The organism is Variovorax sp. AC103 (assembly GCF_979254005.1).
Genome location: NZ_CEEDFC010000001.1, coordinates 310,429 through 332,844, shown reverse-complemented (window position 1 = coordinate 332,844; position 22,416 = coordinate 310,429). Strand labels below are relative to the sequence as shown.

Below are 22,416 nucleotides of genomic sequence, written 5' to 3'. Positions count from 1 at the left end.
TCGGAGGTGAGGGCGCTAGGCGGCCTTCTGCAGCGCGGCAGGCGCGGCATGGCTCGCGAAATGGTCCATCGCCGCGTGCACGCCGCTGCCGGCCAGCTTGATGCCCGTGAGCTTCATGCCCATCTCGACGCCCGCGACCATGGCCACCAGCGTCAGGTCGTTGCTGTCGCCCAGGTGGCCCATGCGGAACATGCGGCCCTTGAGCTTGCCCAGGCCGGTGCCCAGCGACAGGTCGAAGCGCTGGTGGATCAGCCGGCGCAGCGCGTCGGCGTCGACCCCCTCGGGCGTGATGACGCCGGTGAGCACCGGCGAGTACACGGCCGGGTCGGCGCACTGAATGGGCAGGCCCCAGGCGTTGACCGCGGCCCGCACGCCCGCGGCCCAGCGCTGGTGCCGCGCGAACACGTTGTCCAGCCCTTCGCCCAGCAGCATGTCGAGCGACTCCGACAGGCCGTACAGCAGGTTGGTGTTGGGCGTATAGGGCCAGTAGCCGTCCTTGTTCATCTCGACGATTTCGCTCCAGTCCCAGAAGGCGCGCGGCAGCCTGGCGTGCTTGGCGGCGTCGAGTGCGCGCGGCGAGAGCGCGTTGAAGCTGATGCCCGGCGGCAGCATCAGGCCCTTCTGCGAGCCGCTCACGGTCACGTCCACGCCCCATTCGTCGTGCCGGAAATCGGCGCTCCCCAGGCCCGAGATGCTGTCGACCAGCAGCAGGGCGGGATGGCCCGCCGCGTCGATGGCCTTGCGCACCGAGGCGATGTCGGAGGTGACGCCGGTGGAGGTCTCGTTGTGCACCACGCACACGGCCTTGATCTTCTTCTCGGTGTCCTTGCGCAGGCGCGCTTCGATGAGCTCGGCCTGCACGCCACGGCGCCAGCCGGGCGCGTTCGGGAGTTGCGCGTCGGTGCCCGTGAACGCGAGGAACTCGGTGGAGAGGCCCAGGCGCGTGGCCATCTTCTGCCACAGCGAGGCGAAGTGGCCGGTCTCGTACATGAGCACGTGGTCGCCGGGGCTCAGCGTGTTGGCGAGCGCGGCCTCCCACGCGCCGGTGCCCGAGGCGGGGTAGATCGCGACCGGATGCCTGGTCTTGAACACCTGCTGGATGCCGCTCAGCACCTTCAGCCCCAGCGTGCCGAACTCGGGCCCGCGGTGGTCGATGGTGGGCAGGCTCATGGCCCGCAGGATGCGGTCGGGCACCGGGCTCGGGCCTGGAATCTGGAGGAAGTGGCGGCCGGTGGGATGGATGTCGAGTTGCAGCATGGACTGTCCTTTCGCTTTTCAGTTTTGCATTCAAAATTCATTTTTGCTTGGTGGTTTACCCTTAATCCGCGAGGTTGTGGTGCTCATTTTTTGCATTCAAAATGCAATCAAGGAAGAACCATGACTGCCGAAATCATCGAAATCTCCAGGCTCGCGCTGCACGACCAGGTGGCCTCGCGCCTGCGCACCATGCTGGTCGAAGGGCGCATCGCGCCCGGTGCCAAGCTCAACGAGCGCGAGCTGTGCCTGCAACTGGCCGTGTCGCGCACGCCGCTGCGCGAGGCCATCAAGCTGCTCGCGGCCGAAGGGCTGGTCGACCTGCTGCCCAACCGCGGCGCGGTGGCGGTGAAGCTCACCGAGGCCGACGTGCTCAACACCTTCGAGGTGCTGGCCATGCTCGAGGGCATGTCGGGCGAGCTGGCCGCCAGGCGCATCACCGACGAAGAACTGGCCGAGGTGCGCGCGCTGCACTACGAAATGATGGCCTGCTTCTCGCGGCGCGACCTGTCGGGCTACTACCGGCTGAATGCGCGCATCCACACCGCCATCAACGACGCGGCGGCCAACCCGGTGCTGTCGAACACCTACCGCTCCATCAACGCCCGCGTGCAGTCGCTGCGCTTTCGCACCAACCAGAACGAGGCCAAGTGGAAGCACGCGGTGCAGGAGCACGAACAGATGATCGACGCGCTGGCCGCGCGCGACGCCGCCGCCATGCGCAAGGTGCTGGTGGCGCACGTGCTGCGCAAGCGCGACACCGTGCTGGAGCTGCTGCGCGCCGGCGAGATCTATCTCTCGGCCAAGTCGAGCTGAGACCCGTCTTCAAGAAAACAACGACTCACCATGCGCATAGATCCCGCCAGCCACATGCAGCCAGCCGGAACCGTTCTTCCGCCCAACGACACCTGCGAGCTGCTCGCGCGCCGCCTGCGCACCGACACGCAGGGCGAGGTGCTGTTCGACGATGCTTCGCGCGGGCGCTACGCCACCGACGCGTCGATCTACCAGATCACGCCGGTCGGCGCCTTCGTGCCGACCAACGAGCGCGACATCGCCACCGCCATCGACATCGCGCGCGACCTGAAGGTGCCGGTGCTCGCGCGCGGCGGCGGTACCAGCCAGTGCGGGCAGACGACGGGCGCGGCGCTGGTCATCGACAACAGCAAGCACTTTCGCCGCGTGCTCGAGGTGAACGTGGAGGAGGGCACCGCCACGGTGGAGCCCGGCCTGGTGCTCGACCACCTGAACGCGCAGCTCAAGCCGCACGGCCTGTGGTATCCGGTGGACGTGTCGACCAGCGCGCAGGCCACGCTGGGCGGCATGGCGGGCAACAACTCGTGCGGGTCGCGCTCCATCGCCTACGGGAACATGGTGCACAACGTGCTGGGCGCGAGCGCGTGGCTGTCGAACGGCGAACTGGTCGACTTCGGGCCGGTCGGTTCGCTCGGCGTGCGCGCCGCGGGCATCGCGCAGTTCGTGCGCGGCCTGGCGCGCCAGCACCGCGAGCAGATCGCCGAGCACTGGCCCAAGGTGATGCGCCGCGTGGCGGGCTACAACCTGGACATCTTCGACAACCAGAGCGAGCGCCCCTACACCGCCGACGGCAGCGTGAACCTGGCGCACCTGCTCATCGGTGCCGAAGGCACGCTGGCCTACACGCGCAGCCTGAAGCTCAAGCTCGCGCCGCTGCCGCGCGCCAAGGTGCTGGGCATCGTCAACTTCCCGACCTTCCATGCGGCCATGGACGCGGCGCAGCACATCGTCAAGCTGGCGCCCACGGCGGTGGAGCTGGTCGACCGCACCATGATCGAGCTGGCGCTCACCAATCCGGCCTTCAGGCCCACGGTGGAGACCGCGCTCATCGGCAAGCCGGCCGCCATCCTGCTGGTGGAGTTCTCGGGGGCGGACAAGGCCGCATTGCTGCCGCAACTCAGGCAACTGGTCGAGCTGATGGGCGACCTCGGCCTGCCGGGCAGCGTGGTCGAGATGCCCGACGACGCACGCCAGAAGAACCTGTGGGAGGTGCGCAAGGCGGGCCTGAACATCATGATGAGCCTGAAGGGCGACGGCAAGCCCGTGAGCTTCATCGAAGACTGCGCCGTGCCGCTCGAACACCTGGCCGAGTACACCGACGCGCTGACCGAGGTGTTCGCCAGGCACGGCAGCCGCGGCACCTGGTATGCGCATGCCTCGGTCGGCACGCTGCACGTGCGGCCGATTCTCGACATGCGCGTGGACGGCGCCGCCAAGATGCGCGCCATCGCCGAAGAGGCCAGCGCACTGGTGCGCAAGTACAAGGGCGCCTTCAGCGGCGAGCACGGCGACGGCCTGTGCCGCGGCGAGTGGATCGAGTGGCAGTTCGGCCCGGCCATCAACGAGGCCTTTCGCGCCATCAAGCGCAAGCTCGACCCCATCGGCCTGTTCAACCCCGGCAAGATCATCGACCCGCCGCGCATGGACGACGGCGCGCTGTTCCGCTTTGCGCCGCCCTCCGCGCCCAAGCCGTACCGCCGCATCGAGCTCAAGCCCGTGCTCGACTGGTCGGCCTGGAACGTCAACGCCGACCCGGTCACCGAAGTGACCACCGCGCCCGGCACCGGCGGCGACACCACCGGCGGCCTGGCCAAGGCCGTGGAGATGTGCAACAACAACGGCCACTGCCGCAAGTTCGACGCCGGCACCATGTGCCCCAGCTACCGCGTGACGCGCGACGAGCAGCACCTGACGCGCGGACGCGCCAACACGCTGCGCCTGGCGCTCTCGGGCCAACTGGGCCCCGACGCCTTCACCAGCGAGGCCATGCACGACACCATGGACCTGTGCGTCGGTTGCAAGGGCTGCAAGCGCGACTGCCCCACGGGCGTGGACATGGCGAAGATGAAGGTCGAGTTTCTCGACCACTACAAGAAGCGCCACGGCCACACGCTGAAAGACAGGCTGGTGGCAAACCTGCCCGACTACGCCCACAAGGCCAGCCGCATGCCCTGGCTGCTGAACCTGCGCAACAGCGTGCCCGGCGCGGCATGGCTCGGGGAAAGGCTGCTGGGCTTTTCGGCACAGCGCTCGCTGCCCGCCTGGCGCAGCGACACCTTCTGGCGCGCCAGGGCCAACGAGCCCGGCCTGTTCGTCGAGCGCGACGTGGCGCTTTCCATCGCGCGGCGCGGCGGCAAGGCGGCGGTGCTGTTCGTCGACACCTTCAACGGCACCTTCGAGAGCGAGAACGCCTTCGCCGCCGCGCGCGTGCTGCAGGCCGCGGGCTACGTGCTGCACACGGTGGAAAAGCGCGGCGGGCACCACTGCTGCGGGCGCACCTTCCTGGCCAGCGGCATGGTCGCGCAGGCCAAGGAAAAGGCCGAGGCGCTGATCGATGCGCTGCTGCCGCTCGCGCGGGCCGGCGTGCCCATCGTCGGGCTGGAGCCGTCATGCCTGCTCACGCTGCGCGACGAGACGCTGGCGATGGGCTTCGGCGAAAAAGCCGAGATGGTGGCCAGGCATGCGCTGCTGTTCGAGGAATTCATCGCGCGCGAGATCAAGCTCGGCCGCTTCGCGCTGGCGCTCAAGCCCGCGACCCAGCCCATCCTGCTGCACGGCCACTGCCACCAGAAGGCGTTCGGCGCGGTGAGCCCGGTGATGGAGGTGCTCCAGCTCATTCCGGGCGCGAAGCCCGAACTGATCGAGAGTTCGTGCTGCGGCATGGCCGGCAGCTTCGGCTACGAGGCCAGCCATTTCGAGGTGTCGATGCAGATGGCCGAGGCCAGCCTGCTGCCGGCCATCCGCAAGCAGCCCGACGCCATCGTGGTGGCCGACGGCACCAGCTGCCGGCACCAGATCGGCGACGGCGCGCAGCGCGAGGCGGTGCATGTGGCGGTGCTGCTGGAGCGGCATCTGCTGCACAGCGACCCGGTGGACGACGCGGCTTGAACGGGTCGCCCTGCGCAATGGGGCAGGGTGCCGCAGAATAGGCGCCGCCCCTTTCCGATGTCGACCACGTTCCCTTCCACCGCCCCCGCGCAGCCCACGCTGCGGCTCGCCTTTGCGCTCTCGATGGGCGCGGCCGTGTCGCTGGGCATCACCCGTTTCGCCTACGGCCTGCTGTTGCCGCCGATGCGCGCCGACCTGGGCTGGAGCTACGCGCTGGCAGGCGGCATGAACACGGCGAACGCGGTCGGCTACCTGATCGGCGCGTTGATCACGCCGGCGCTCATGCGGCGCTTCGGCGTCACGCGGTTGCTGGTGGTGGGCGCGGTGCTGGCCAGCGTCTTCATGGCGGGCAGCGGCTTCGTCACGGCCGCACCGGCCTTGCTGCTGCAGCGCCTGCTGGCCGGCGTGGCCAGCGCCTGGGTGTTCGTGGCGGGCGGGCTGCTGGCCGCTCGGCTCGGCGAGGCCGACGCAAGAAGCGGATCGTCGCGCGGTGGCCTGCTGCTGGGCATCTACTACGGCGGCACGGGCTTCGGCATCCTGCTGTCGGCGCTGCTCGTGCCGCAGGTGTTGAAGGCCGCGTCCGACGTGCCGCATGGCTGGGCCTGGGCGTGGTGGGCGCTGGCCATGGCCAGCGTGGCGGCGACCTGCCTGCTGGCCTGGGCCGGGCGGGCCATGCCGGTCAGCCCGCCGCATCCGGCGCGGGCGGCCGCAACCGGCACTGCACCCCCCGTGGCGCTGCGCCGCTTCGGCTGGGCACTCGCGGGCTATGCGCTGTTCGGCATGGGCTACATCGGCTACATGACCTTCGTGATCGCGCTGCTGCGCGAGCAGGGCGCCAGCGCCTCGTTCGTCACGCTGTTCTATGCCTTGCTGGGCATCGCCTGCGTGGCCTCGTCGCGGCTGTGGGCCGGCGTGCTCGACCGCTACCGCGGCGGGCAGCCCCAGGCGCTGCTGAACGGCCTGCTGGGCGTGGCCACGCTGTTGCCGGTGTTGAGTTCGTCCGCCCCCGTGGCGCTGATTTCGGGCGTGCTCTTCGGCGGTGTGTTCCTGTCGGTGGTGGCGTCGACCACCGCGCTGGTGCGCCACAACCTGCCGTCCGAGCGCTGGGCGCAGGGCATCAGCATGTTCACCATCGTCTTCGCGCTCGGGCAGATCGTCGGGCCGACGGTCACGGGCTGGATCTCCGACGGACCGGGCGGCCTGGCGCGCGGCCTGGTGGCTTCGGCCATCGCGCTGTGGCTCGGTGCGGTGCTGGCATCGCGCCAGCATGCGTTGCAGGAGCCGCAATGAGCGGCTTCGCCCTGTTCGAGACATCCATCGGCATGTGCGCGCTGGCGTGGGGGCCGCAGGGCCTGCTCGGCGTGCAACTGCCCGCGGACGATGGCGAGCCGGCCACGCGCTCGCGCATGAAGCAGCGCTTTGCGGATCTGGACGAAGGCCCGCCGAACGAGGCGGCGCAACGTGCCATCGCGGCCATCCAGGGCCTGCTGCAGGGCGTGCACGACGACCTGATGCACATCGAGCTCGACATGCGCGGCGTGTCGGCCTTTCACCAGCGCGTCTACGCCATCGCGCGGCGCATTCCGCCGGGGCAGACGCGCACCTACGGCGAGATCGCGCAGGAACTCGGCGACAAGACCCTGTCGCGCGCCGTGGGTCAGGCCATGGGCCACAACCCCTTCGCCCCCGTGGTGCCTTGCCACCGCGTGCTCGCAGCGGGCAACAAACCGGGTGGCTTTTCAGCGGGCGGCGGCGCCCTGACCAAGCTGCGCATGCTCGCCATCGAGGATGCGCGGCCGAACGGCATGGCCTCGCTGTTCTGACGCCGGCGTTGCCTCGTGGCTGCGCGGGCCTTGCCGCCGCCGGGGGGCGCAATCGACGGCCATCGGGTGCGCGGCGTTCACTGGCTGGCGCGCGCGCCCATGCGGTGGCGCAACTGGTCGGCCACCACGGCCACGATCAGCAGCACTCCCAGCACCACCATCTGCAGGTAGGAGCCCACGCTGGCCAGGTTCATGCCGTTCTGCACCAGTCCGATGAAGATGGCGCCCATCACCACGTTGGGCACGCGGCCGATGCCGCCGCGCAGGCTCACGCCCGCGATCACGCAGGCCGCGATGGACTCCAGCGCGACCGTGCCGCCCAGGTTGGCCTCGCCGGTTTCCACGCGCGCCGTGAGCAGCAGTCCGCTCACGGCCGCAAGGCCGGCGCACAGCAGGTAGGCCATCAGCAGCACGCGGCGGGTGTCGATGCCCGAGAGCGCCGCCGCCTTGGCGTTGCCGCCCACCGCCAGCAGGTGCGTGCCGGTGGGCATGCGCGCCATGAGCACGCCCATGCCGGCCACGCACACGGCAGTGACCGCTATCGGTACCGGAATGCCCAGCAGCGTGCCGAAGCCGAACAGCTCGCTGAACGCGCCCGGCATGCCCGACACCGGGACGCCGCCCGTGAGATACAGCGCAAAGCCGAAGCCGATCGACTGCACGCCCAGCGTCACGATGAAGGGCGACACACCGATGAACGCCACGCCGATGCCGTTGACGAGGCCCACCGCGAGGCCCGCGAGCAGCCCGCAGGCGCACCCCGCAATCACCACCACCCAGGTCGCATCGGGCAGGGCGGCACCGAAGGCCTGCATGGCGAGTGCCGAGACCACCGAGGTGATGGCCATCACCGTGCCCACCGAGAGGTCGAAGCCGCCCGTGACCAGTGCCAGCATCTGGCCCATCGACACGAGGATCAGGTACACCGACTGGCGCAGCAGGTTCACCAGGTTCTGCACCGTGAGGAACTGGTCCGACAGCGTGCTGAACACCACGAAGGCGATGAGCAGCATGAAGGGCAGCACGCCCAGCCTCAGGAACAGGTCGCGCAGCAGGCCGAGGGCACGCCCGCCCGGGCCGGAAGGGGTCGGCGCCGCGGCGGCAACGGTGGAAGACGGAGTCATGGCTTTCTTTCGCTGGAACCGAAAAACAGATTGAGCACGGCGCTCTCGCGGATGGCATCGCCCTGCAGCTCGCCGGCAATTTCGCCGCGGCACATCACGTAGACGCGGTGGCTCAGGTGCAGCACCTCGGGCAGGTCGGAAGAGATGACGACCACCGCCGCGCCGCTTTCGCAGAGCGTGCGGATCACCTGGTACAGCGCGCTGCGCGTGCCGATGTCCACGCCCACCGTGGGCTCGTCGAACACATAGAGCGCGGCTTCGCGCGTCATGCCCTTGCCGAACAGCACCTTCTGCTGGTTGCCGCCCGACAGCAGGCCCACCGGGCGATCGAGGTTGCGCGGCGCGAGCTCCACGCGCTCGGCCGCCGTGGCCGACAGCCTGCGGCCCAGCCGCCTGCGCAACCAGCCGCCGCGACCGCGCAGCGGCCCGTGCACCAGCGGCAGCGTGATGTTGGCGCGCGACGTGAAGCCGAGCACCAGCCCTTCGCCCTTGCGGTCGGGCGGCAGGTAGAACAGGCCCTCGCCGAGGAGCTGGCGCACCCTGGCGCCCGTGCGCGGCTGGCCCTTGAACAGCACGCGGCCCTCGCTCACCGCGTCGAGCCCGTAGATCGCGCGAAACAGCTCCGACTTGCCGCAGCCCACCAGGCCCGCCAGCCCGACCACTTCACCGCGCCGCACCGTGAGGCTCGCGCGGCGCACGCCGTTGGGCGAGCTCAGGCCTTCCACCTGCAGCACCACCTCGCCGGGGTTGCTGGCGATGTGCGGATAGATCTGCGAAATGGCGCGTCCGCTCATCAGCTCGATCAGCCGGTCGGCGCTGGTTTCGCGGGCCTGCACCGTCGTCACCTTGCGGCCGTCGCGCAGCACGGTGATGCGGTCGGCGATCTGTGCAATCTCCTGCATGCGGTGCGAGATGTAGACGATGCCCACGCCGCGCGCCTTCAGCCGCGCGACCAGTTCGAACAGCCGCTGTGTCTCGGTGTCGGTGAGCGAGGCGGTGGGCTCGTCGAGGATCAGCACCGACACCTCGCCGCGCAGGCCCTTGGCGATTTCCACCATCTGCTGCTGCGCGCGCGACAGGCCGGAGACGGGCGCGTCCACGTCGATCTCGAAGCCCAGGTCGGCCAGCATCGTTCGGGCGCGCTCGCGCACGGCGGTGCGGTCGAGCAGGCCCGCCTTGCGCGGCTCTTCGCCCAGGCTCAGGTTCTGCGCCACCGAGAGCGTGGGAACGAGCGAGAACTCCTGGAACACCGCGCTGATGCCGTGGCGCCGCGCGTCGTGCACGTTGGAGAACCGCACCGGCGCACCGTGCATGCGGATCTCGCCGGAAGTCGGCACGTTGGCGCCAGCCAGCAGCGAGATCAGCGTGGACTTGCCGGCCCCGTTCTCGCCGAACAGCACGTGCACCTCCCCGGCGCGCAGCTCGAAGTCCACGCCGTCGAGCGCCAGCACGCCCAGATAGCGCTTGCCCAGCCCGACGGTCTGCACAAGGAGCGGCTGCATGGGCGGCGGAATGACCGGCGACACGGCGAGGCCTACTTGACCTCGAACACCGGCTTGAAGCCCGGCGGCGGCAGGATGTCGTCGAGCTTCACCGTCTTGATGTTGCCGCTGTCGACCACGAAGATCTTCGGGCCCACGTGTTTCACCACGTCCTTGTTCTCGAGCAGGCGTACGGCCTGGTCGACCGCGATGCGGCCCTGCACCACCATCGAGTCCGCCGGGGAGGCCACGATGCGGCCCTTCTGTATGCCGTCATACACGCCCGGCGTCATGTAGAAGGACAGCACCTGAACCTTCTTGTCGAGGTTGCGCGAGCGCAGGATGCCGGTGGCGGCTTCGGCCGTCACCGCGGTGCCGGCCACGTAGGCGAGGTCGGGGTTGGCCTGCAGCACGTCCTCGACCAGCTTGCTCTGCGCCTCCTTGCCGGTGTCGCCGTACTTGGGGTCGAGCACCACCACGGCGCTGCCCTTGACCGCATCCATGAAGCCCTTGTGCGCGGCCTCGACCCAGCCGGCGCCGGCCGGGCCCGGGAACCAGCCGACCTTGACCGCGGCCGAGCCGGCCGGGTGCTTCCTGGCGAGGTACTCGCCGGTCGAGTGGCCCATCGTGTAGAACGACACGAGCGACTTGGCCGACAGGTCGGGCGAGTTGATGCCGTTCACCAGGTCGATCACGGGCACCTTCTTCGCGGCCGCGGCCTTGACGACGTTGTTGAGCCCGTCGCCTGAAATCGCGCCGATGATCACCGCGTTGGCGCCGCGCGCCACGCAGTCCTCGATCTGCGAAACCTGCTTGGCGAGGTTGGTGTAGCCGCCCGCGTCCACCACCTGCAGCTTTACGCCCTGGCGCCGGGCCTCTTCGATCACGCCGTAGTCCACGCCCAGCCAGTAGGCGTCCTTCATGTGCGGGAACGACACGCAGATGTCCCACTTCTTCGAGGCCTTGGCCAGCGGCGTGTAGTCGATGGGCTTCTTGGCGCCCTCGGCCGAGAAGGCGGGCTCGGTGGCCTCGGCCTTGTAGGGAAACCAGTCGGCGGCCGAGGCACCGGTGTGCCACAGCAGGGCGGCGCCGAGCGAAGCGGCGATCAGGGAAACGCGCAGGGGCGAGCTGTTCATGAAGAACTCCTAGGTGGGCAACAGAGAGAAAACGAAAAAAGGGAAAGCGGCGGCGGTTCAGGGCGCGAGCGCGGCCCGCAGGCGGGCGATGCGTTGTCGTCGCTCGGCGCGCGCTTCCAGCGCCTGGGCCATGTCGACCTCGACGAAGCGCGCCTTGTGGTTGGGCTGCATCTGGGCGATGAGGTCCATGTCCGCGCTGATCACGGTGCCGACCATGGCGTAGCCGCCGCCCGACACCGCGTCGCGGTGCAGGATGATCGGCTCGCGTCCGCCCGGCACCTGGATCGAGCCGTAGGGGTAGCCCGCATCGACGATGTTCGATGGATCGGCGCCCGCGCCGAAGGGCGGCTTGCGTTCCAGGAACGCCAGCGGCGTGCCGTTCTTGTAGCGGTAGCCGATGCGGTCGGCCTCGGAGCCGACGGTCCAGGTGTCGGCGAAGAAGCTGCGCACCGACACCTCCTGCAGCCGGTGAAAGTAGATGCCGGGCAGCACGCGCAGGGTCACTTCCTTCGCAAGCACCGGCAGCAGCGCAGCGTCGACCTTGCGCCCCGGCTTGGCCGTGGAAGAGGGTGCGCCGACCGGCAGCCGGTCGCCCGCCAGCAGCTTGCGGCCGTTGAAGCCGCCGAAGGCGCCCAGCCCGTAGGTGGAGCGGCTGCCGAGCACCACCGGCACGTCGATGCCGCCGGCCACCGCGATGCACATGCGGGCGCCGAGCTTCATGAAGTCGAAGCCCAGCGTGTCGCCGGCCTGCACCGCGAAGGATGCGTTGCGCGGCGCTTCGGTGCCGTTGAGCCTGACCTTGGCCTCGGCCCCGGTCACGGCGACGATGGCCGGCGCGTCGAAGCGCAGCTCGGGCCCGAGCAGCGTGCTCTCGATGACCGCCGCGCCCTCGTCGTTGCCCACCAAAAGGTTGGCCAGCACCAGGCTTTGCTGGTCGAGCGCGCCCGACAGCGGAATGCCCAGGTGGTAGTAGCCGGGTCGGCCCGCGTCCTGCACGCTGGTCGCGAGGCCGGGCTTGAGGACTTCAATGGCCATGGAGCACCTTCAGCAGCTGCCGGTTGTAGCCGTCGGGATCGGCCAGGAATTCGTCGAGCGAGAACGACACGGGTTCGATGCGCAGCGTGTACGTGCCGGCGTCCACCTGCGCCACCAGCCGGTCGTACTCGGCGCGGTCGATGGGCTTCCACTTGACGATGTCGCCGGGGCGGAAGAACACCATCAGCTCCTTCAGGTACGACAGGCGCTGCGCCGGGTCGAAGATGGGCGCGGGCGTGACGCCGAACATCTGGTAGCCGCCCGCGCCGCGCACCGAGTAGATGCAGCTGAAGCAGCCGCCGTGGCCCAGCGTGAGCCGGGGCGTGTCGGTGCGCGGGCTCAGGTACTTGGGCACCTGGATCTGCCGCTCGCGCTCGACCATCTGGAACAGGAAGGGCAGGCCGGCCACGAACCCGACCATCGACACGAACCACGGCGCGCCCGAATGCGCGGCGATGAAGGCGTCGACCGAGGCATGGCCGTTGATGCGCGCGGCGTACTCGATGTCTGTGCTCGACGGGTCCTGGTGCCGCTCGCGAAAGGGCATGAGCGTTTCGTGGGTCCACGGGTCGTTGTAGAGCACCGGTACCTCGACGATGCGGGTCTGCATGTGCAGGTCGGCATCGCCCAGGCCGGCCTCGATGTCCTTCAGCGCGGCGAGCAGCACGTCGGGCACGATCAGGTCGGGGTCGAAGCGCACGAGGTAGGCCGCGTTGGCGGGGCAGATCTCGGTGACGCCCGCGATCTCGCCCGCGTCCACGCGGCGGCGCAGTTCGTTGCAGATGGCCATGCCCTTGAAGAAGGCGGGCAGCGACATGTCCTCGCTGATCTCGACGAACAGGTGCTCGTCGCCGCCGAAGCTGTAGCGGGCTTGCGCGGGCAGTGTGGTGTGGGCGGTCATGCGGGCACCTTCGGGCTTGGCTGGACAAGGGGCGGGAGGGGCGCAGCATCGGCCAGCGGGTTCTTCGCGAGCCAGGTCTCCAGAAAGCCGGTGTGGAAGGCGGCCCGGGCGACGTCCGGGTCCTCGCACAGCGCGCGGTGCAGCGCAATCGTCGTGTGGATGCCTTCGACCTTCAGCTCGCCGAGCGCGCGCCGCATGCGGGCGAGCGTGCTGGCGCGGTCGGTGTCGTGCACGATCAGCTTGCCCAGCAGCGAGTCGTAGTAGGCCGGCACGGTGTAGCCGGGATACAGCATGGTGTCGAAGCGCACGCCCGGGCCGCCCGGCACCACCAGCTGCGACACCAGCCCCGGGCTGGGCATGAAGTTCTTCGCGGCGTTCTCGGCGTTGATGCGCACCTCGATGGCCGCGCCGTTCAGGCGAATGTCCTCCTGCTTCAGGCGCAGCGGCTGGCCCAGCGCGATGCGCAGCATTTCCTTCACCAGGTCGACGCCGGTGACCATCTCGGTGATCGGGTGCTCCACCTGGATGCGGGTGTTCATCTCGATGAAGAAGAACTCGCGCGTGTCGTCGTCGTACAGGTACTCGAGCGTGCCCGCGCCGCGGTAGGCCACGGCACGGGCCAGGCGCAGCGCCGATTCGCACAGCGCGGCACGGGTGGCCTCGTCGATGGCGGCCGAGGGCGCTTCTTCCCAGACCTTCTGGCGCCGGCGCTGCAGCGAGCATTCGCGCTCGAAGCAGTGCACCACGCGCTGTCCGTCGCCCAGGATCTGCACCTCGATGTGGCGAGCCTGGCGGATGAAGCGCTCCAGGTACACCTCGCCGTTGCCGAAGGCGGCCTGCGCCTCGGCGGTGGCGGTGGCGAACTGCTGGCGCAGCTCGGCCGCGTCGTGCGCCACGCGAATGCCGCGCCCGCCGCCGCCGGCCGAGGCCTTGATCATGATCGGGTAGCCGATGTCCTTGGCCACCTCGACGGCCGTCTCGGGGTCGCTCACCACGCCCGCGCTGCCCGGCACGGTGGGCACGCCGGCCTTCATGGCGGCGGCGCGCGCGGCGGCCTTGTCGCCCATGGTGCGAATGGCGTGCGGCGTGGGGCCGACGAACACCAGGCCCGCGGCCTCGATGCGTTCGGCGAAGGCGGCGTTCTCCGAGAGAAAGCCATAGCCGGGATGCACCGCGCCGGCGCCGCTGTCGGCGGCGGCCTGCAGGATGGCGTCGACGTTCAGGTAGCTTTTGGTGGCGTGCGCGGGGCCGATGCGCACGGCCTCGTCGGCCATTCGCACGGCCAGGCTCTGCGCGTCGGCGTCGCTGTACACGGCGACCGTTTTCAGGCCGAGCTCCTTCGCGGCGCGGATGATGCGCACCGCGATCTCGCCGCGGTTGGCGATCAGCAGTTTGTCGAATGCGGCGGTCATGGGCTCAGGCGGTCTCGATGACGGCCAGCACCTGGCCGGGGTCGACCGGATCGGCGTTCTCGACCGCGAAACGCACCAGCCGCCCGGCCGCGTCGGCCGTGACTTCGCTGAACTGCTTCATCACCTCGACCAGGCCCAGCACGTCGCCGACGGCCACCGTGTCGCCTTCGGCCTTGAACAGCGGCGCGTCGGGCGCCGATCGGCGGTAGAAGGTGCCCGGCAGCGGGCTCAGGACTTCATGGGTAGCGGACATCGATGCACTCCTGGAACAACAAGAACGGGAACGAAAGCAGAAAACTCACGCGGCGGCGGCCAGCCCGGCCAGCCCTGCCACCTGGATGCCGTGGTCGGCCAGCGCGCGCCGCGTGGCCTGCACCAGCGCCAGCGCGCCGGGCGTGTCGCTGTGGATGCAGACCGAATCGAAGCCGATAGCAACATCCTTGCCTTCGACGGTGCGCACCAGGCCTTCGGTGCAGGCGCGCAGCACCTTGGCGGCCACCGCGTCGGGGTCGAGCGCGCCGACGCGGCGGGTGAACACGATGGCGCCGCTCAGGTCGTAGTCGCGGTCGGCATAGAACTCGCGCACCACCGGCTGGCCCATGTCGCGCGCCACCTGGAAGGTGAGCGAGGCCTCCATGCAGAACAGGCGCAGCGTGGGTTCGATCCGCTGCAGGGCCGTGACCAGTGCGCGCGACAGGGCCTCGTCGCGCGCCGCATGCATGTAGAGCGCGCCGTGCGGCTTGATGTGCTGCAGCCGCAGGCCTTCGAGCCGCGCGAATTCACGCAGGGCGCCCAGCTGGTAGACCATGTCGTTGACCAGCTCGTCGGCCGGCGCGTGGATATGGCGGCGGCCAAAGCCGACCAGGTCGCGAAAGCCCGGGTGCGCGCCGATGGCCACGCCGTGCTCCCGGGCCAGCGCGACCATCCTGCGCATGATGTTCGGGTCGCCGGCATGGAAGCCGGTGGCAATGTTGGCCGAGGTGATGAGCGGCATGAGCTGCTCGTCGACGCCATCGCCGATGGTCCAGGGACCGAAGCCTTCGCCCATGTCGGAGTTCAGATCGATCAGCGTTTTCTTCACGGAGCGCAGCCTTTGGTTCGTGAACACCGCCGAAGGGGCGGTGCGGGACGAAACGAAGATTAGTGAGCGGCCTTCGTGCTGGAAAGCAATGTTTTCAGGCGGCCCGGTATCTGAAAAACAGATGCTGCAATGTGGCGGGTGGGGCGCTACGCTGGGGGGCACGATTTCGCGATATCGGGTTTGCGCCTGGCGCCTGCCGCCGGCGGCAGCGCCCGCAATACACCCCGGGAAACTTTCACCATGTCCCTGACCCTGCGCCAGCTCAAGTACTTCTCGGCCGTGGCCGAGGCCGGGCGCATTTCGCACGCGGCCCTGCAGCTCAACATCTCGCAGTCGGCCGTGACCACGGCCATCCGCGAGCTGGAGGACATGATGGGGCGGCAGCTGTTCGAACGGCATCCCCACGGCGTGGAACTCACCAAGGCGGGGCGGCGCTTTCTGAGCCATGCCTATGCGGTGCTGGCCGCGGCCGACGAGGCGCTGCGCATGCCGCACGAGGGCGCGAGCGTCGAGGGCTCCATCACCGTGGCCGCGAGCTACACCGTGCTGGGCTACTTCCTGCCGCACCACCTGCAGCGCTTCGAGCAGCTGCATCCGCAGGTCACGGTGAAGGTGCACGAGGTGGCGCGCGAGGCCATCGAGGAGGGGCTGATCACCCAGCGCTACGACCTGGGCGTGATGCTGACGTCGAACGTGGTGCTGCGCGAGCTGTCGCTCGAAACCTTCTTCGGCTCGCCGCGCCGGCTGTGGGTGCCGGCCAAGCACCCGTTGCTCGACAAGGCCGAGGTGACGCTGGCCGACGTGGCGGCCGAGCCCTACATCATGCTCACGGTGGACGAGGCCGCGGCCACCGCGCTGAAGTACTGGAGCAAGACGCCGCTGCAGCCCAAGGTGCGGCTGCGCACGAGCTCGGTGGAGGCGGTGCGCAGCACGGTGGCCAACGGGCTGGGCGTGACGGTGCTGTCGGACATGGTGTACCGGCCCTGGTCGCTGGAGGGCAAGCGCATCGAGACGATCAACCTGCGCGACACGGTGCCGACGATGAACATCGGGCTGGGCTGGAAGCAGGGCATCGAGTTCTCGCCGGCCATGACGGCGTTTTGCGAGTACTTCCGCCAGCAGTTCCTGGAGCCCGCGTCGGCGCGGCAGGTGCGCAGCCGCGCCTGAGGGCGCCGCTCACGCAGCAGCCACCGGCAGCCGGTGCAGCGCCGCGATGCGCGAGGCGAAGATGATCGCGGCCTGCAGCACGAAGCCCGCCAGCGCCAGCAGCAGGCAGGCCGGCTCGCCCCACGCGGCACCGACCGCGCCGCCCAGCGCCGCGCCTGCAGGCCGCGCACCGGTGTTGATCGTCAGGAACACGGCCGACACGCGGCCCAGCATGGTCGCCGGCGCGACGCTCTGGCGCAGCGTGGTCGAGGTGATGGTCCACACCATCGGCCCCGCGCCGAACAGGAAGAACGACAGCGCGGCCAGCGCGGCGCTCGGCACCACGAGCGTGGCGGCCATGGTCGCCGCCGCGAGCACGGCGACCGCGGGCCCGACCTGGATTGCGCGGCCGAACGGCAACCGTGCCACCACACGCGCGGTCAGCAGCGCGCCGGCGACCATGCCCACGCCGTACATCGCCAGCGTGAAGCCGACCGCCTGCGCGCCCAGCCCCAGCACCCGCACCGCATACGGCACGTAGCCGGCCTGCAGCACGAACCACGAGACGTTGAAGACCGCACCGGTCATCAGCATGGGGCGCAGCAGCGCGTGGCGCCAGACGAACTGCGCGCCGTAGCGCAACTCCAGCAGCGGATGCCGTCCCGTGGCGGGGGCGCGCGGCGCCTCGGCCAACCGCCACAGCAGCCCCACGGCCGCGACCGACAGCACGGCCGCGAGCACGAACGCGGCCGGCGCGCCCGCCCAGGCCACCAATGCACCCGCGAGCGCCGGGCCGGCCGTGAACGCCGCGCTGCGCGCCAGCTCCAGCCGCCCATTGGCCGCTGCCAGCGACGCCCGGGGCACCAGCGAGGGCACCAGCGCGGGCGCGGCGACGCTGAAGCCGACCGTGCCCACGGCGCCCAGAAAGCCGAGCACCGCCAGCCAGCCGATGCCCAGCTTCGACGCGAGCACCAATGCAAGGAGCAGGAGCAGCGACACGGCCCGCAAGGCCTCGGCCGCCAGCATCAGCGTGCGGCGCGACATGCGGTCCGCGAGCAGGCCCATCGGCATGGAGACCAGCAGGAAGGGCAGCGTCTGCACGGCTGCCAGGAACCCGATCTCGCCCGGCCCCGCGCCGAGCGCGAGCACCGCGACCAGGGGCACGGCCGCCAGGCTCAGCTGCTCGGCGGACTGGGCCGCGAGGTTGGACCACGCGAGTCGAAGAAAGGGACGGGGCAGGGCGGTGGACATGCGATGAAGGGGCGCTGGGGAAAAAGCCCATCTTCAGGTTCCATCCGCATGCGCGCTGGCCGTTTGCGGACCTGCGAGCATCGCGCGCCGGTCAGCGCGGGGGCCTGGCCTTGCGCGCTGGCGACGCCGCCGGCGGTGGTGCGGTGGCCTCGGTCACGAAGTCGATGAAGGCGCGCACCTTCGCGGCCGGCAGGTGGCGCGACGGGTACAGGGCGTAGAGCGGAAAGCGCTCGTCGGGCCAGTCGGGAAACAGGTCGACCAACTCACCGCTGTCGAGCTGCGGCTGGATGCCCACGGCCTTGATCTGCGCCACGCAGATGCCCGTCAGCGTGGTCGCGAGCACGGTGCCGGGGTCGGTCAGCAGCAGCCGCCCGGTGGCCGGCACCTTCAGCAGCTTGCGCCCGCGCTGGAACTCCCACGCATAGGGCTGGCCGGTGGCCGGGTTGCGCACCTGCAGGCAGGCGTGGCCGACCAGGTCCATCGGCTTGGCGGGCCGGCCGTGGCGCGCCAGGTAGGCGGGCGTCGCGACCGTGACCACGCGCGAGTCCATCAGCTTGCGCGACACCAGCGAGGACGAGGGCGGCTCGCCGAAGCGCACGGCGATGTCGAAGCCTTCGCCCACCAGGTCGCCGAGCTGGTCGCGCGCGACCAGTTCCAGCGACAGCTCGGGGTAGAGCGCGAGAAAGCGCGGCAGGTGGGGCGCCAGCAGCAGGCGCGAGGTGAAGGCGTCGGTGTTCACGCGCAGCCGGCCGCGCACCGTGCCGGATGCGCCCGACGCGATCGTCACCGCGTCCTCGATGCCCAGCACCAGCGGATTGATGTTGGCGTAGAGCAGCCGGCCTTCGTCGGTGAGGTTCAGCGAACGCGTGGTGCGGTCGAACAGGCGCACGCCGATGCGCGCCTCCAGCCGGGCAATGGCGCGGCTCACGCCCGACGGCGTGAGGCCCAGCGCCGTGGCGGCGCTGGCGAAGCTGCCGCCTTCGACCACGGCGGCGAGCACGCTGACGTTGGAGAGGAGTCTTCCGTCGAGAGTCATCTGGAGGAGTGCGGAAATTGGTGATTTGGTGTCATGAATGATATGCCTTGAGGTCGCTTTACTCAAAGGCGAACGGTTTCTAGCATTCCAGCCATCGCCATCGAAAAGGAAGATGTCATGTACGCAATCACCGGAATCACCGGCAAGGTCGGCGGCGCCGCCGCACGCCATCTGCTCTCGCTGGGCCTGCCCGTTCGCGCCGTGGTGCGCGACGCCGCCAAGGGCCGCTTGTGGTCCGACCAGGGCTGCGAAGTCGCGCTGGCCGACATGGAAGACGCAGAAGCCCTGGCGCGCGCCTTCACTGGCGTGGCGGGCGCCTTCGTGCTGCCGCCTTCGGAGTTCGACCCGCAGCCCGGTTTCCCGGAGGCGAGGGCGGTCATTGCCGCGGTGCGGCAGGCGCTCGACGCGGCCCGGCCGGCGCGCGTGGTGTGCCTGTCGACCGTCGGCGCCCAGGCCGCGCAGCCGAATCTGCTGAGCCAGCGCACGCTGATGGAAGAGGCGCTGGCCGCGCTGCCGCTGCCGGTGAGCTTTCTGCGGCCCGCGTGGTTCCTGGAGAACCTGGCCTGGGACATTGCGCAGGCGCGAGAGCAGGGGGTGCTTTCGAGCTACCTGCAGCCGCTGGAGCGCGCCGTGCCGATGGTCGCCACGGCCGACGTGGGCCGGGTCGCGGCGCAGTTGCTGGTGCAGGAGGGCAGCGTGCCGCGCTTCGTCGAACTGGAAGGGCCCGAGCGGCTGAGCCAGCACGACATTGCGGCCGCGCTGTCGACGGCGCTGGGCCGGCCCGTGCGCGCCGAGGCGGTGCCGCGCGAGAACTGGGGCGCGATCTTTCGTGCGCAGGGCATGCGCGACCCGGTGCCGCGCATCCAGATGCTCGACGGCTTCAACGAGGGCTGGATCGCTTTCGAGGGCGGCGATGCGACGGTGCGCAAGGGCTCGGTCGGCGTGGCGCAGGTGCTGCGCGCACTGGCGGGCTGACCGGCTGACGGGCTGATCAGGTGGCCGAAGCCTGCATCTGCTCGAACCACTCGGCCACGTACGCCGCTTCCGGCGCGGCGTCGGGCGCCAGGCCGTAGTAGTAGCGGTCCAGCGTCATGCGCAGCGCGGGCAGCGGCGACTGCAGGCGGCCCGAGGCCAGGTCGTGCGCCACCAGCGAGGTCGGCGCCAGCGCGATGCCCAGGCCGTCGACCGCGGCCTGCAGCACGAAGTGCAGGTGGTCGAACTGCAGCCGGCCCGCCGGCCTCGCGCGCGGCGCGCCGAACTGCTTCTTCCAGGCGTCCCAGTCGTCCTTGCGCGTCTTGGCCGACAGCAGCACGTGCGAGGCGAGCGAGCGCAGGTCCGCGAGCGGATGCGCATCGAACAACGCCGGTGCGCCGACGACCATGACTTCGTCCTTCAGGAACGGCTGCAGCGCGATGGACGGTGGCCAGCCCTCGCGCCCTCGGCGCACCGCGATGTCGAAGCTGCCCGTGGCCTGCTCGGGCATGACGGTGCTGGTGACCACCTGCGGCTCGATGTCCGGAAAGCGCTCGACGAACGAGGGCAGGCGCGGAATGAGCCAGCGCACGGCAAAGGAAGGGCGCACGTTGATGCGCACCGCGCGGGCCACCCCTTGCGCCTGCAGCGCGCGCGCCGCCGCGCCGATCTGCGCCAGCGCGGGGTCGACCTCGGCGAAGAACTGCTGCCCCTCCGCGGTCAGTGCGACCTGCCGGACACGCCGCTCGAACAGCGCGACGCCCAGGAATTCTTCAAGGCTCTTGATCTGCCGGCTGACCGCGCTGTGCGTGACGTGCAGTTCGATCGCGGCGCGCGTGAAACTCAGGTGGCGGGCCGCCGCAGCGAAGGCGCGCACGGCATTGAGGGGAGGCTCTGGTGACGGCATGTGTGCAATTTTCTCACGCATGGCGGGCGTTTATGTCGTTTGTCAGCCGGGCGTGGCGCGGCGCACCATCGGGGCTCGATGTCCAGCACCACACCCGCCTCACCCCCGATCCCCCAGATCCCTTCGACCCCCCCGACATCCACCGACCTGAATTCGCGCCACGCGGCCATGGCGCTGGGCCTCTCGCTGCCCGCCGATGTGGTGCTGTACCTGCTGCTGCCGATGTACGCCAGCCAGTTCGGCGTGACGCTCGCCGAGGCCGGCATGCTGCTCGCGGCCAACCGCTTGGTGCGCATCGCGGGCTACGGCTTCGTGGCGCGGTTCTATGCACGCAACGGCGACCGGCTGACCTGCACCCTCGCCGTCCTGGCGGCCGCGGTCTGCGGGGTGGGCTATGCCACGCTGTCGGGTTTCTGGGCGCTGCTGCCGCTGCGGTTGACCTGGGGCCTGTGCTTCGCGGCGCTGAACCTGTCCACCCAGGCGCTGGCCACGGCCGACCCGGTGGGCGCGGCCCGGCGCAACGGCCGTTCGCGCGCCTTCATCGCCATGGGGCCGGTGCTGGCGCTGCCACTGGGCGCGCTGCTGGCGCACTGGAGCGGGCCGCGCGCCGTCTTCGGCATCCTCGCGGTGTTCTCGCTGCTCGCGTGGTTCGTGACGCGGCGGCTGCCCGCAGTGCCGCATCCTGTGAGCAAGCCCACCAGGCGATTCAAGTGGCCCAACAGCCTCGACAGCTGGTCGTTCATGGAAGGGCTGGCGCTCGACGGGCTCTTCATCGTCGGCCTGTCGTACCTGGGCAAGGACCTGATGCCGGGCGGCGCGGTGATCGTGGCCGGCTTGCTGATGGCGCTGCGCTATTTGGCGGAGATCTTGCTGAGCCCGGTGGGCGGCCACATGGCGGAACGCTTCGGCGCCGAGCGGCTGCTGGTGTGGCTGTCGCTGGTCACGGCCATTGCGCTGGTCGGCTTCGGGCTGGGCTGGCTGTGGAGCTGCGCGGCGCTGATCGTGGTGCTGCGCGCCCTGCAACTGCCCTTGCTGCCGCCCATCGTGGCCCGCCGCACGCCCGGCCCCGAACGGGTGCAGGCGCTGGCGGCGCGCTCGGTGTGGCGTGACATCGGCGCCGGCACCGGCCCGCTGATCGCCGGCTTGCTGCTGCCGGTGGCGTCGCCGCCGTGGATCTACGGCGTGGCCGCGCTGCTGCTCGCGCTGACGGCGCTGGCCTGCGGCTGGAGCGCGTCGCAACCCTCCGTCAACATCCAGGAACGAAGCACATGAGCCCGTCGCATGCCTCCCACGCCATCGAAACCATTGCGCAGCTCGAAGCCCTGTTCGGCCAGCCCGGCGAGGCCTCGCTGAAGAAAGAGGTGCCGTACCTGCACCCGGCTTACCAGGCGCTGATTGCCGCATCGCCCTTCGCGGCGCTCGCCACCCTCGGCCTCGGCGGGCTCGACGTGTCGCCCCGCGGCGATCCGCCGGGCTTTGTCGCGGTGCAGGACGAGAAGACGCTGCTCATGCCCGAGCGGCGCGGCAACAACCGCATCGACAGCCTGCGCAACATCGTGGCCGACCCGCGCGTGGCGCTGCTGTTCCTGATTCCCGGGGTGGGCGAGACGCTGCGGGTGAACGGCAGGGCGCAGATCACGGTCGAGCCCGAGCTGCTGGCGCGCTTTGCCATGGAGGGCAAGCCGCCGCAATGCGTGATCCGCATCCGCGTGGACACGGTGTTTTTTCAGTGCGCCCGGGCGATCCAGCGTTCGAAGTTGTGGGCGCCGCTGCCGCCGGAGGCCAGGCGCGAGGTGCCCACGCCGGGGGCCATCCTGTCGGCGCTGACCGAGTCGGCCTTCGACGGTGCGGCGTATGACAGGGAGCTGCCGGCGAGGCAACGCTCGACCCTGTATTGAAAAAGCCCGCTGGCGCGGGCTCTTGAGTGGGTGCT

General features: G+C 70.1%; 20 protein-coding genes. 8 read left to right on the top strand and 12 right to left on the bottom strand.

Translation table 11 applies throughout. The features are described from left to right. Window positions 1–15: 15 nt before the first annotated feature. Window positions 16–1,257, bottom strand: coding sequence for a pyridoxal-phosphate-dependent aminotransferase family protein (locus tag AC0IYU_RS01555; RefSeq protein ID WP_472112227.1), 1,242 nt, complete (start codon window positions 1,255–1,257; stop codon window positions 16–18). A 120-nt stretch (window positions 1,258–1,377) separates the two neighbouring features. Here AC0IYU_RS01555 and AC0IYU_RS01550 point away from each other — a divergent pair, with 120 nt between their 5' ends. The 4 genes from AC0IYU_RS01550 to AC0IYU_RS01535 are packed head-to-tail and all read left to right on the top strand — an operon-like array spanning window position 1,378 to window position 7,001. After that, the gene (locus AC0IYU_RS01550; protein WP_472112225.1) at window positions 1,378–2,070 is read left to right on the top strand and encodes a GntR family transcriptional regulator; all 693 of its coding nucleotides are present in this window, start codon (window positions 1,378–1,380) and stop codon (window positions 2,068–2,070) included. Window positions 2,071–2,100: 30 nt separating this feature from the next. Beyond that, a complete protein-coding gene (locus tag AC0IYU_RS01545; RefSeq protein WP_472112222.1) occupies window positions 2,101–5,178 on the top strand; it encodes an FAD-binding and (Fe-S)-binding domain-containing protein in 3,078 nt (1,025 codons plus the stop codon). A 57-nt stretch (window positions 5,179–5,235) separates the two neighbouring features. Further along, a complete protein-coding gene (locus AC0IYU_RS01540) occupies window positions 5,236–6,468 on the top strand; it encodes a YbfB/YjiJ family MFS transporter (protein WP_472112219.1) in 1,233 nt (410 codons plus the stop codon). After that, window positions 6,465–7,001 (top strand): methylated-DNA--[protein]-cysteine S-methyltransferase, encoded by a 537-nt coding sequence (locus AC0IYU_RS01535; RefSeq protein WP_472112216.1) that lies wholly within the window; start codon window positions 6,465–6,467, stop codon window positions 6,999–7,001. The genes AC0IYU_RS01540 and AC0IYU_RS01535 overlap by 4 nt, the downstream gene beginning before the upstream one ends. Before the next feature lie 77 nt (window positions 7,002–7,078). Here AC0IYU_RS01535 and AC0IYU_RS01530 read toward each other — a convergent pair whose 3' ends face one another. The 8 genes from AC0IYU_RS01530 to AC0IYU_RS01495 are packed head-to-tail and all read right to left on the bottom strand — an operon-like array spanning window position 7,079 to window position 15,171. Then, window positions 7,079–8,125 carry an ABC transporter permease gene (locus AC0IYU_RS01530; protein WP_472112213.1) on the bottom strand — a complete coding sequence of 349 codons (1,047 nt, stop codon included), beginning with the start codon at window positions 8,123–8,125 and terminating at the stop codon, window positions 7,079–7,081. Next, window positions 8,122–9,627 carry a sugar ABC transporter ATP-binding protein gene (locus AC0IYU_RS01525; protein WP_472112211.1) on the bottom strand — a complete coding sequence of 502 codons (1,506 nt, stop codon included), beginning with the start codon at window positions 9,625–9,627 and terminating at the stop codon, window positions 8,122–8,124. Before AC0IYU_RS01525 ends, AC0IYU_RS01530 begins: the two co-directional genes overlap by 4 nt. Window positions 9,628–9,659: 32 nt before the next feature. Continuing rightward, window positions 9,660–10,742, bottom strand: coding sequence for a TMAO reductase system periplasmic protein TorT (gene torT, locus AC0IYU_RS01520; RefSeq protein WP_472112210.1), 1,083 nt, complete (start codon window positions 10,740–10,742; stop codon window positions 9,660–9,662). Window positions 10,743–10,799: 57 nt separating this feature from the next. Beyond that, window positions 10,800–11,777, bottom strand: a complete 978-nt coding sequence (locus tag AC0IYU_RS01515; protein WP_435486978.1) for a 5-oxoprolinase subunit C family protein — start codon at window positions 11,775–11,777, stop codon at window positions 10,800–10,802. Then, window positions 11,767–12,678 (bottom strand): 5-oxoprolinase subunit B family protein, encoded by a 912-nt coding sequence (locus AC0IYU_RS01510; protein ID WP_472112207.1) that lies wholly within the window; start codon window positions 12,676–12,678, stop codon window positions 11,767–11,769. The genes AC0IYU_RS01515 and AC0IYU_RS01510 overlap by 11 nt, the downstream gene beginning before the upstream one ends. Then, window positions 12,675–14,090, bottom strand: coding sequence for an acetyl-CoA carboxylase biotin carboxylase subunit (locus AC0IYU_RS01505; RefSeq protein ID WP_472112204.1), 1,416 nt, complete (start codon window positions 14,088–14,090; stop codon window positions 12,675–12,677). Before AC0IYU_RS01505 ends, AC0IYU_RS01510 begins: the two co-directional genes overlap by 4 nt. A gap of 4 nt (window positions 14,091–14,094) precedes the next feature. Beyond that, window positions 14,095–14,343 carry an acetyl-CoA carboxylase gene (locus AC0IYU_RS01500; RefSeq protein ID WP_435486975.1) on the bottom strand — a complete coding sequence of 83 codons (249 nt, stop codon included), beginning with the start codon at window positions 14,341–14,343 and terminating at the stop codon, window positions 14,095–14,097. A 45-nt stretch (window positions 14,344–14,388) separates the two neighbouring features. After that, window positions 14,389–15,171 (bottom strand): 5-oxoprolinase subunit PxpA, encoded by a 783-nt coding sequence (locus AC0IYU_RS01495; RefSeq protein ID WP_472112201.1) that lies wholly within the window; start codon window positions 15,169–15,171, stop codon window positions 14,389–14,391. A 240-nt stretch (window positions 15,172–15,411) separates the two neighbouring features. Here AC0IYU_RS01495 and AC0IYU_RS01490 point away from each other — a divergent pair, with 240 nt between their 5' ends. Then, complete coding sequence (locus tag AC0IYU_RS01490) at window positions 15,412–16,338, top strand: LysR family transcriptional regulator (RefSeq protein WP_472112198.1); 927 nt, start codon at window positions 15,412–15,414, stop codon at window positions 16,336–16,338. A 9-nt stretch (window positions 16,339–16,347) separates the two neighbouring features. Here AC0IYU_RS01490 and AC0IYU_RS01485 read toward each other — a convergent pair whose 3' ends face one another. Next, complete coding sequence (locus tag AC0IYU_RS01485) at window positions 16,348–17,568, bottom strand: MFS transporter (protein ID WP_472112195.1); 1,221 nt, start codon at window positions 17,566–17,568, stop codon at window positions 16,348–16,350. Window positions 17,569–17,659: 91 nt separating this feature from the next. Beyond that, the gene (locus AC0IYU_RS01480; RefSeq protein ID WP_472112192.1) at window positions 17,660–18,604 is read right to left on the bottom strand and encodes a LysR family transcriptional regulator; all 945 of its coding nucleotides are present in this window, start codon (window positions 18,602–18,604) and stop codon (window positions 17,660–17,662) included. 117 nt (window positions 18,605–18,721) lie between these two features. Here AC0IYU_RS01480 and AC0IYU_RS01475 point away from each other — a divergent pair, with 117 nt between their 5' ends. Beyond that, the gene (locus tag AC0IYU_RS01475) at window positions 18,722–19,579 is read left to right on the top strand and encodes an NmrA family NAD(P)-binding protein (RefSeq protein WP_472112189.1); all 858 of its coding nucleotides are present in this window, start codon (window positions 18,722–18,724) and stop codon (window positions 19,577–19,579) included. 16 nt (window positions 19,580–19,595) lie between these two features. Here AC0IYU_RS01475 and AC0IYU_RS01470 read toward each other — a convergent pair whose 3' ends face one another. Beyond that, window positions 19,596–20,483, bottom strand: a complete 888-nt coding sequence (locus AC0IYU_RS01470; RefSeq protein WP_472112186.1) for a LysR substrate-binding domain-containing protein — start codon at window positions 20,481–20,483, stop codon at window positions 19,596–19,598. A gap of 78 nt (window positions 20,484–20,561) precedes the next feature. Here AC0IYU_RS01470 and AC0IYU_RS01465 point away from each other — a divergent pair, with 78 nt between their 5' ends. After that, entirely contained in the window at window positions 20,562–21,755 is a 1,194-nt protein-coding gene (locus AC0IYU_RS01465) for an MFS transporter (RefSeq protein ID WP_472112183.1), read from the top strand. Then, window positions 21,752–22,381, top strand: a complete 630-nt coding sequence (locus AC0IYU_RS01460) for a pyridoxamine 5'-phosphate oxidase family protein (protein ID WP_472112180.1) — start codon at window positions 21,752–21,754, stop codon at window positions 22,379–22,381. The genes AC0IYU_RS01465 and AC0IYU_RS01460 overlap by 4 nt, the downstream gene beginning before the upstream one ends. The last annotated feature ends 35 nt before the right edge of the window (window positions 22,382–22,416 follow it).

Coding starts and splice junctions, on each gene's coding strand:
- AC0IYU_RS01465 (WP_472112183.1), top strand. CDS start 20,562: ATGTCCAGCACCACACCCGCCTCACCCCCGATCCCCCAGATCCCTTCG.
- AC0IYU_RS01545 (WP_472112222.1), top strand. CDS start 2,101: ATGCGCATAGATCCCGCCAGCCACATGCAGCCAGCCGGAACCGTTCTT.
- AC0IYU_RS01475 (WP_472112189.1), top strand. CDS start 18,722: ATGTACGCAATCACCGGAATCACCGGCAAGGTCGGCGGCGCCGCCGCA.
- AC0IYU_RS01535 (WP_472112216.1), top strand. CDS start 6,465: ATGAGCGGCTTCGCCCTGTTCGAGACATCCATCGGCATGTGCGCGCTG.
- AC0IYU_RS01550 (WP_472112225.1), top strand. CDS start 1,378: ATGACTGCCGAAATCATCGAAATCTCCAGGCTCGCGCTGCACGACCAG.
- AC0IYU_RS01530 (WP_472112213.1), bottom strand. CDS start 8,125: ATGACTCCGTCTTCCACCGTTGCCGCCGCGGCGCCGACCCCTTCCGGC.
- AC0IYU_RS01555 (WP_472112227.1), bottom strand. CDS start 1,257: ATGCTGCAACTCGACATCCATCCCACCGGCCGCCACTTCCTCCAGATT.
- AC0IYU_RS01525 (WP_472112211.1), bottom strand. CDS start 9,627: ATGCAGCCGCTCCTTGTGCAGACCGTCGGGCTGGGCAAGCGCTATCTG.
- AC0IYU_RS01505 (WP_472112204.1), bottom strand. CDS start 14,090: ATGACCGCCGCATTCGACAAACTGCTGATCGCCAACCGCGGCGAGATC.
- AC0IYU_RS01460 (WP_472112180.1), top strand. CDS start 21,752: ATGAGCCCGTCGCATGCCTCCCACGCCATCGAAACCATTGCGCAGCTC.
- AC0IYU_RS01480 (WP_472112192.1), bottom strand. CDS start 18,604: ATGACTCTCGACGGAAGACTCCTCTCCAACGTCAGCGTGCTCGCCGCC.
- AC0IYU_RS01485 (WP_472112195.1), bottom strand. CDS start 17,568: ATGTCCACCGCCCTGCCCCGTCCCTTTCTTCGACTCGCGTGGTCCAAC.
- AC0IYU_RS01470 (WP_472112186.1), bottom strand. CDS start 20,483: ATGCCGTCACCAGAGCCTCCCCTCAATGCCGTGCGCGCCTTCGCTGCG.
- AC0IYU_RS01500 (WP_435486975.1), bottom strand. CDS start 14,343: ATGTCCGCTACCCATGAAGTCCTGAGCCCGCTGCCGGGCACCTTCTAC.
- AC0IYU_RS01540 (WP_472112219.1), top strand. CDS start 5,236: ATGTCGACCACGTTCCCTTCCACCGCCCCCGCGCAGCCCACGCTGCGG.
- AC0IYU_RS01490 (WP_472112198.1), top strand. CDS start 15,412: ATGTCCCTGACCCTGCGCCAGCTCAAGTACTTCTCGGCCGTGGCCGAG.
- torT (WP_472112210.1), bottom strand. CDS start 10,742: ATGAACAGCTCGCCCCTGCGCGTTTCCCTGATCGCCGCTTCGCTCGGC.
- AC0IYU_RS01515 (WP_435486978.1), bottom strand. CDS start 11,777: ATGGCCATTGAAGTCCTCAAGCCCGGCCTCGCGACCAGCGTGCAGGAC.
- AC0IYU_RS01510 (WP_472112207.1), bottom strand. CDS start 12,678: ATGACCGCCCACACCACACTGCCCGCGCAAGCCCGCTACAGCTTCGGC.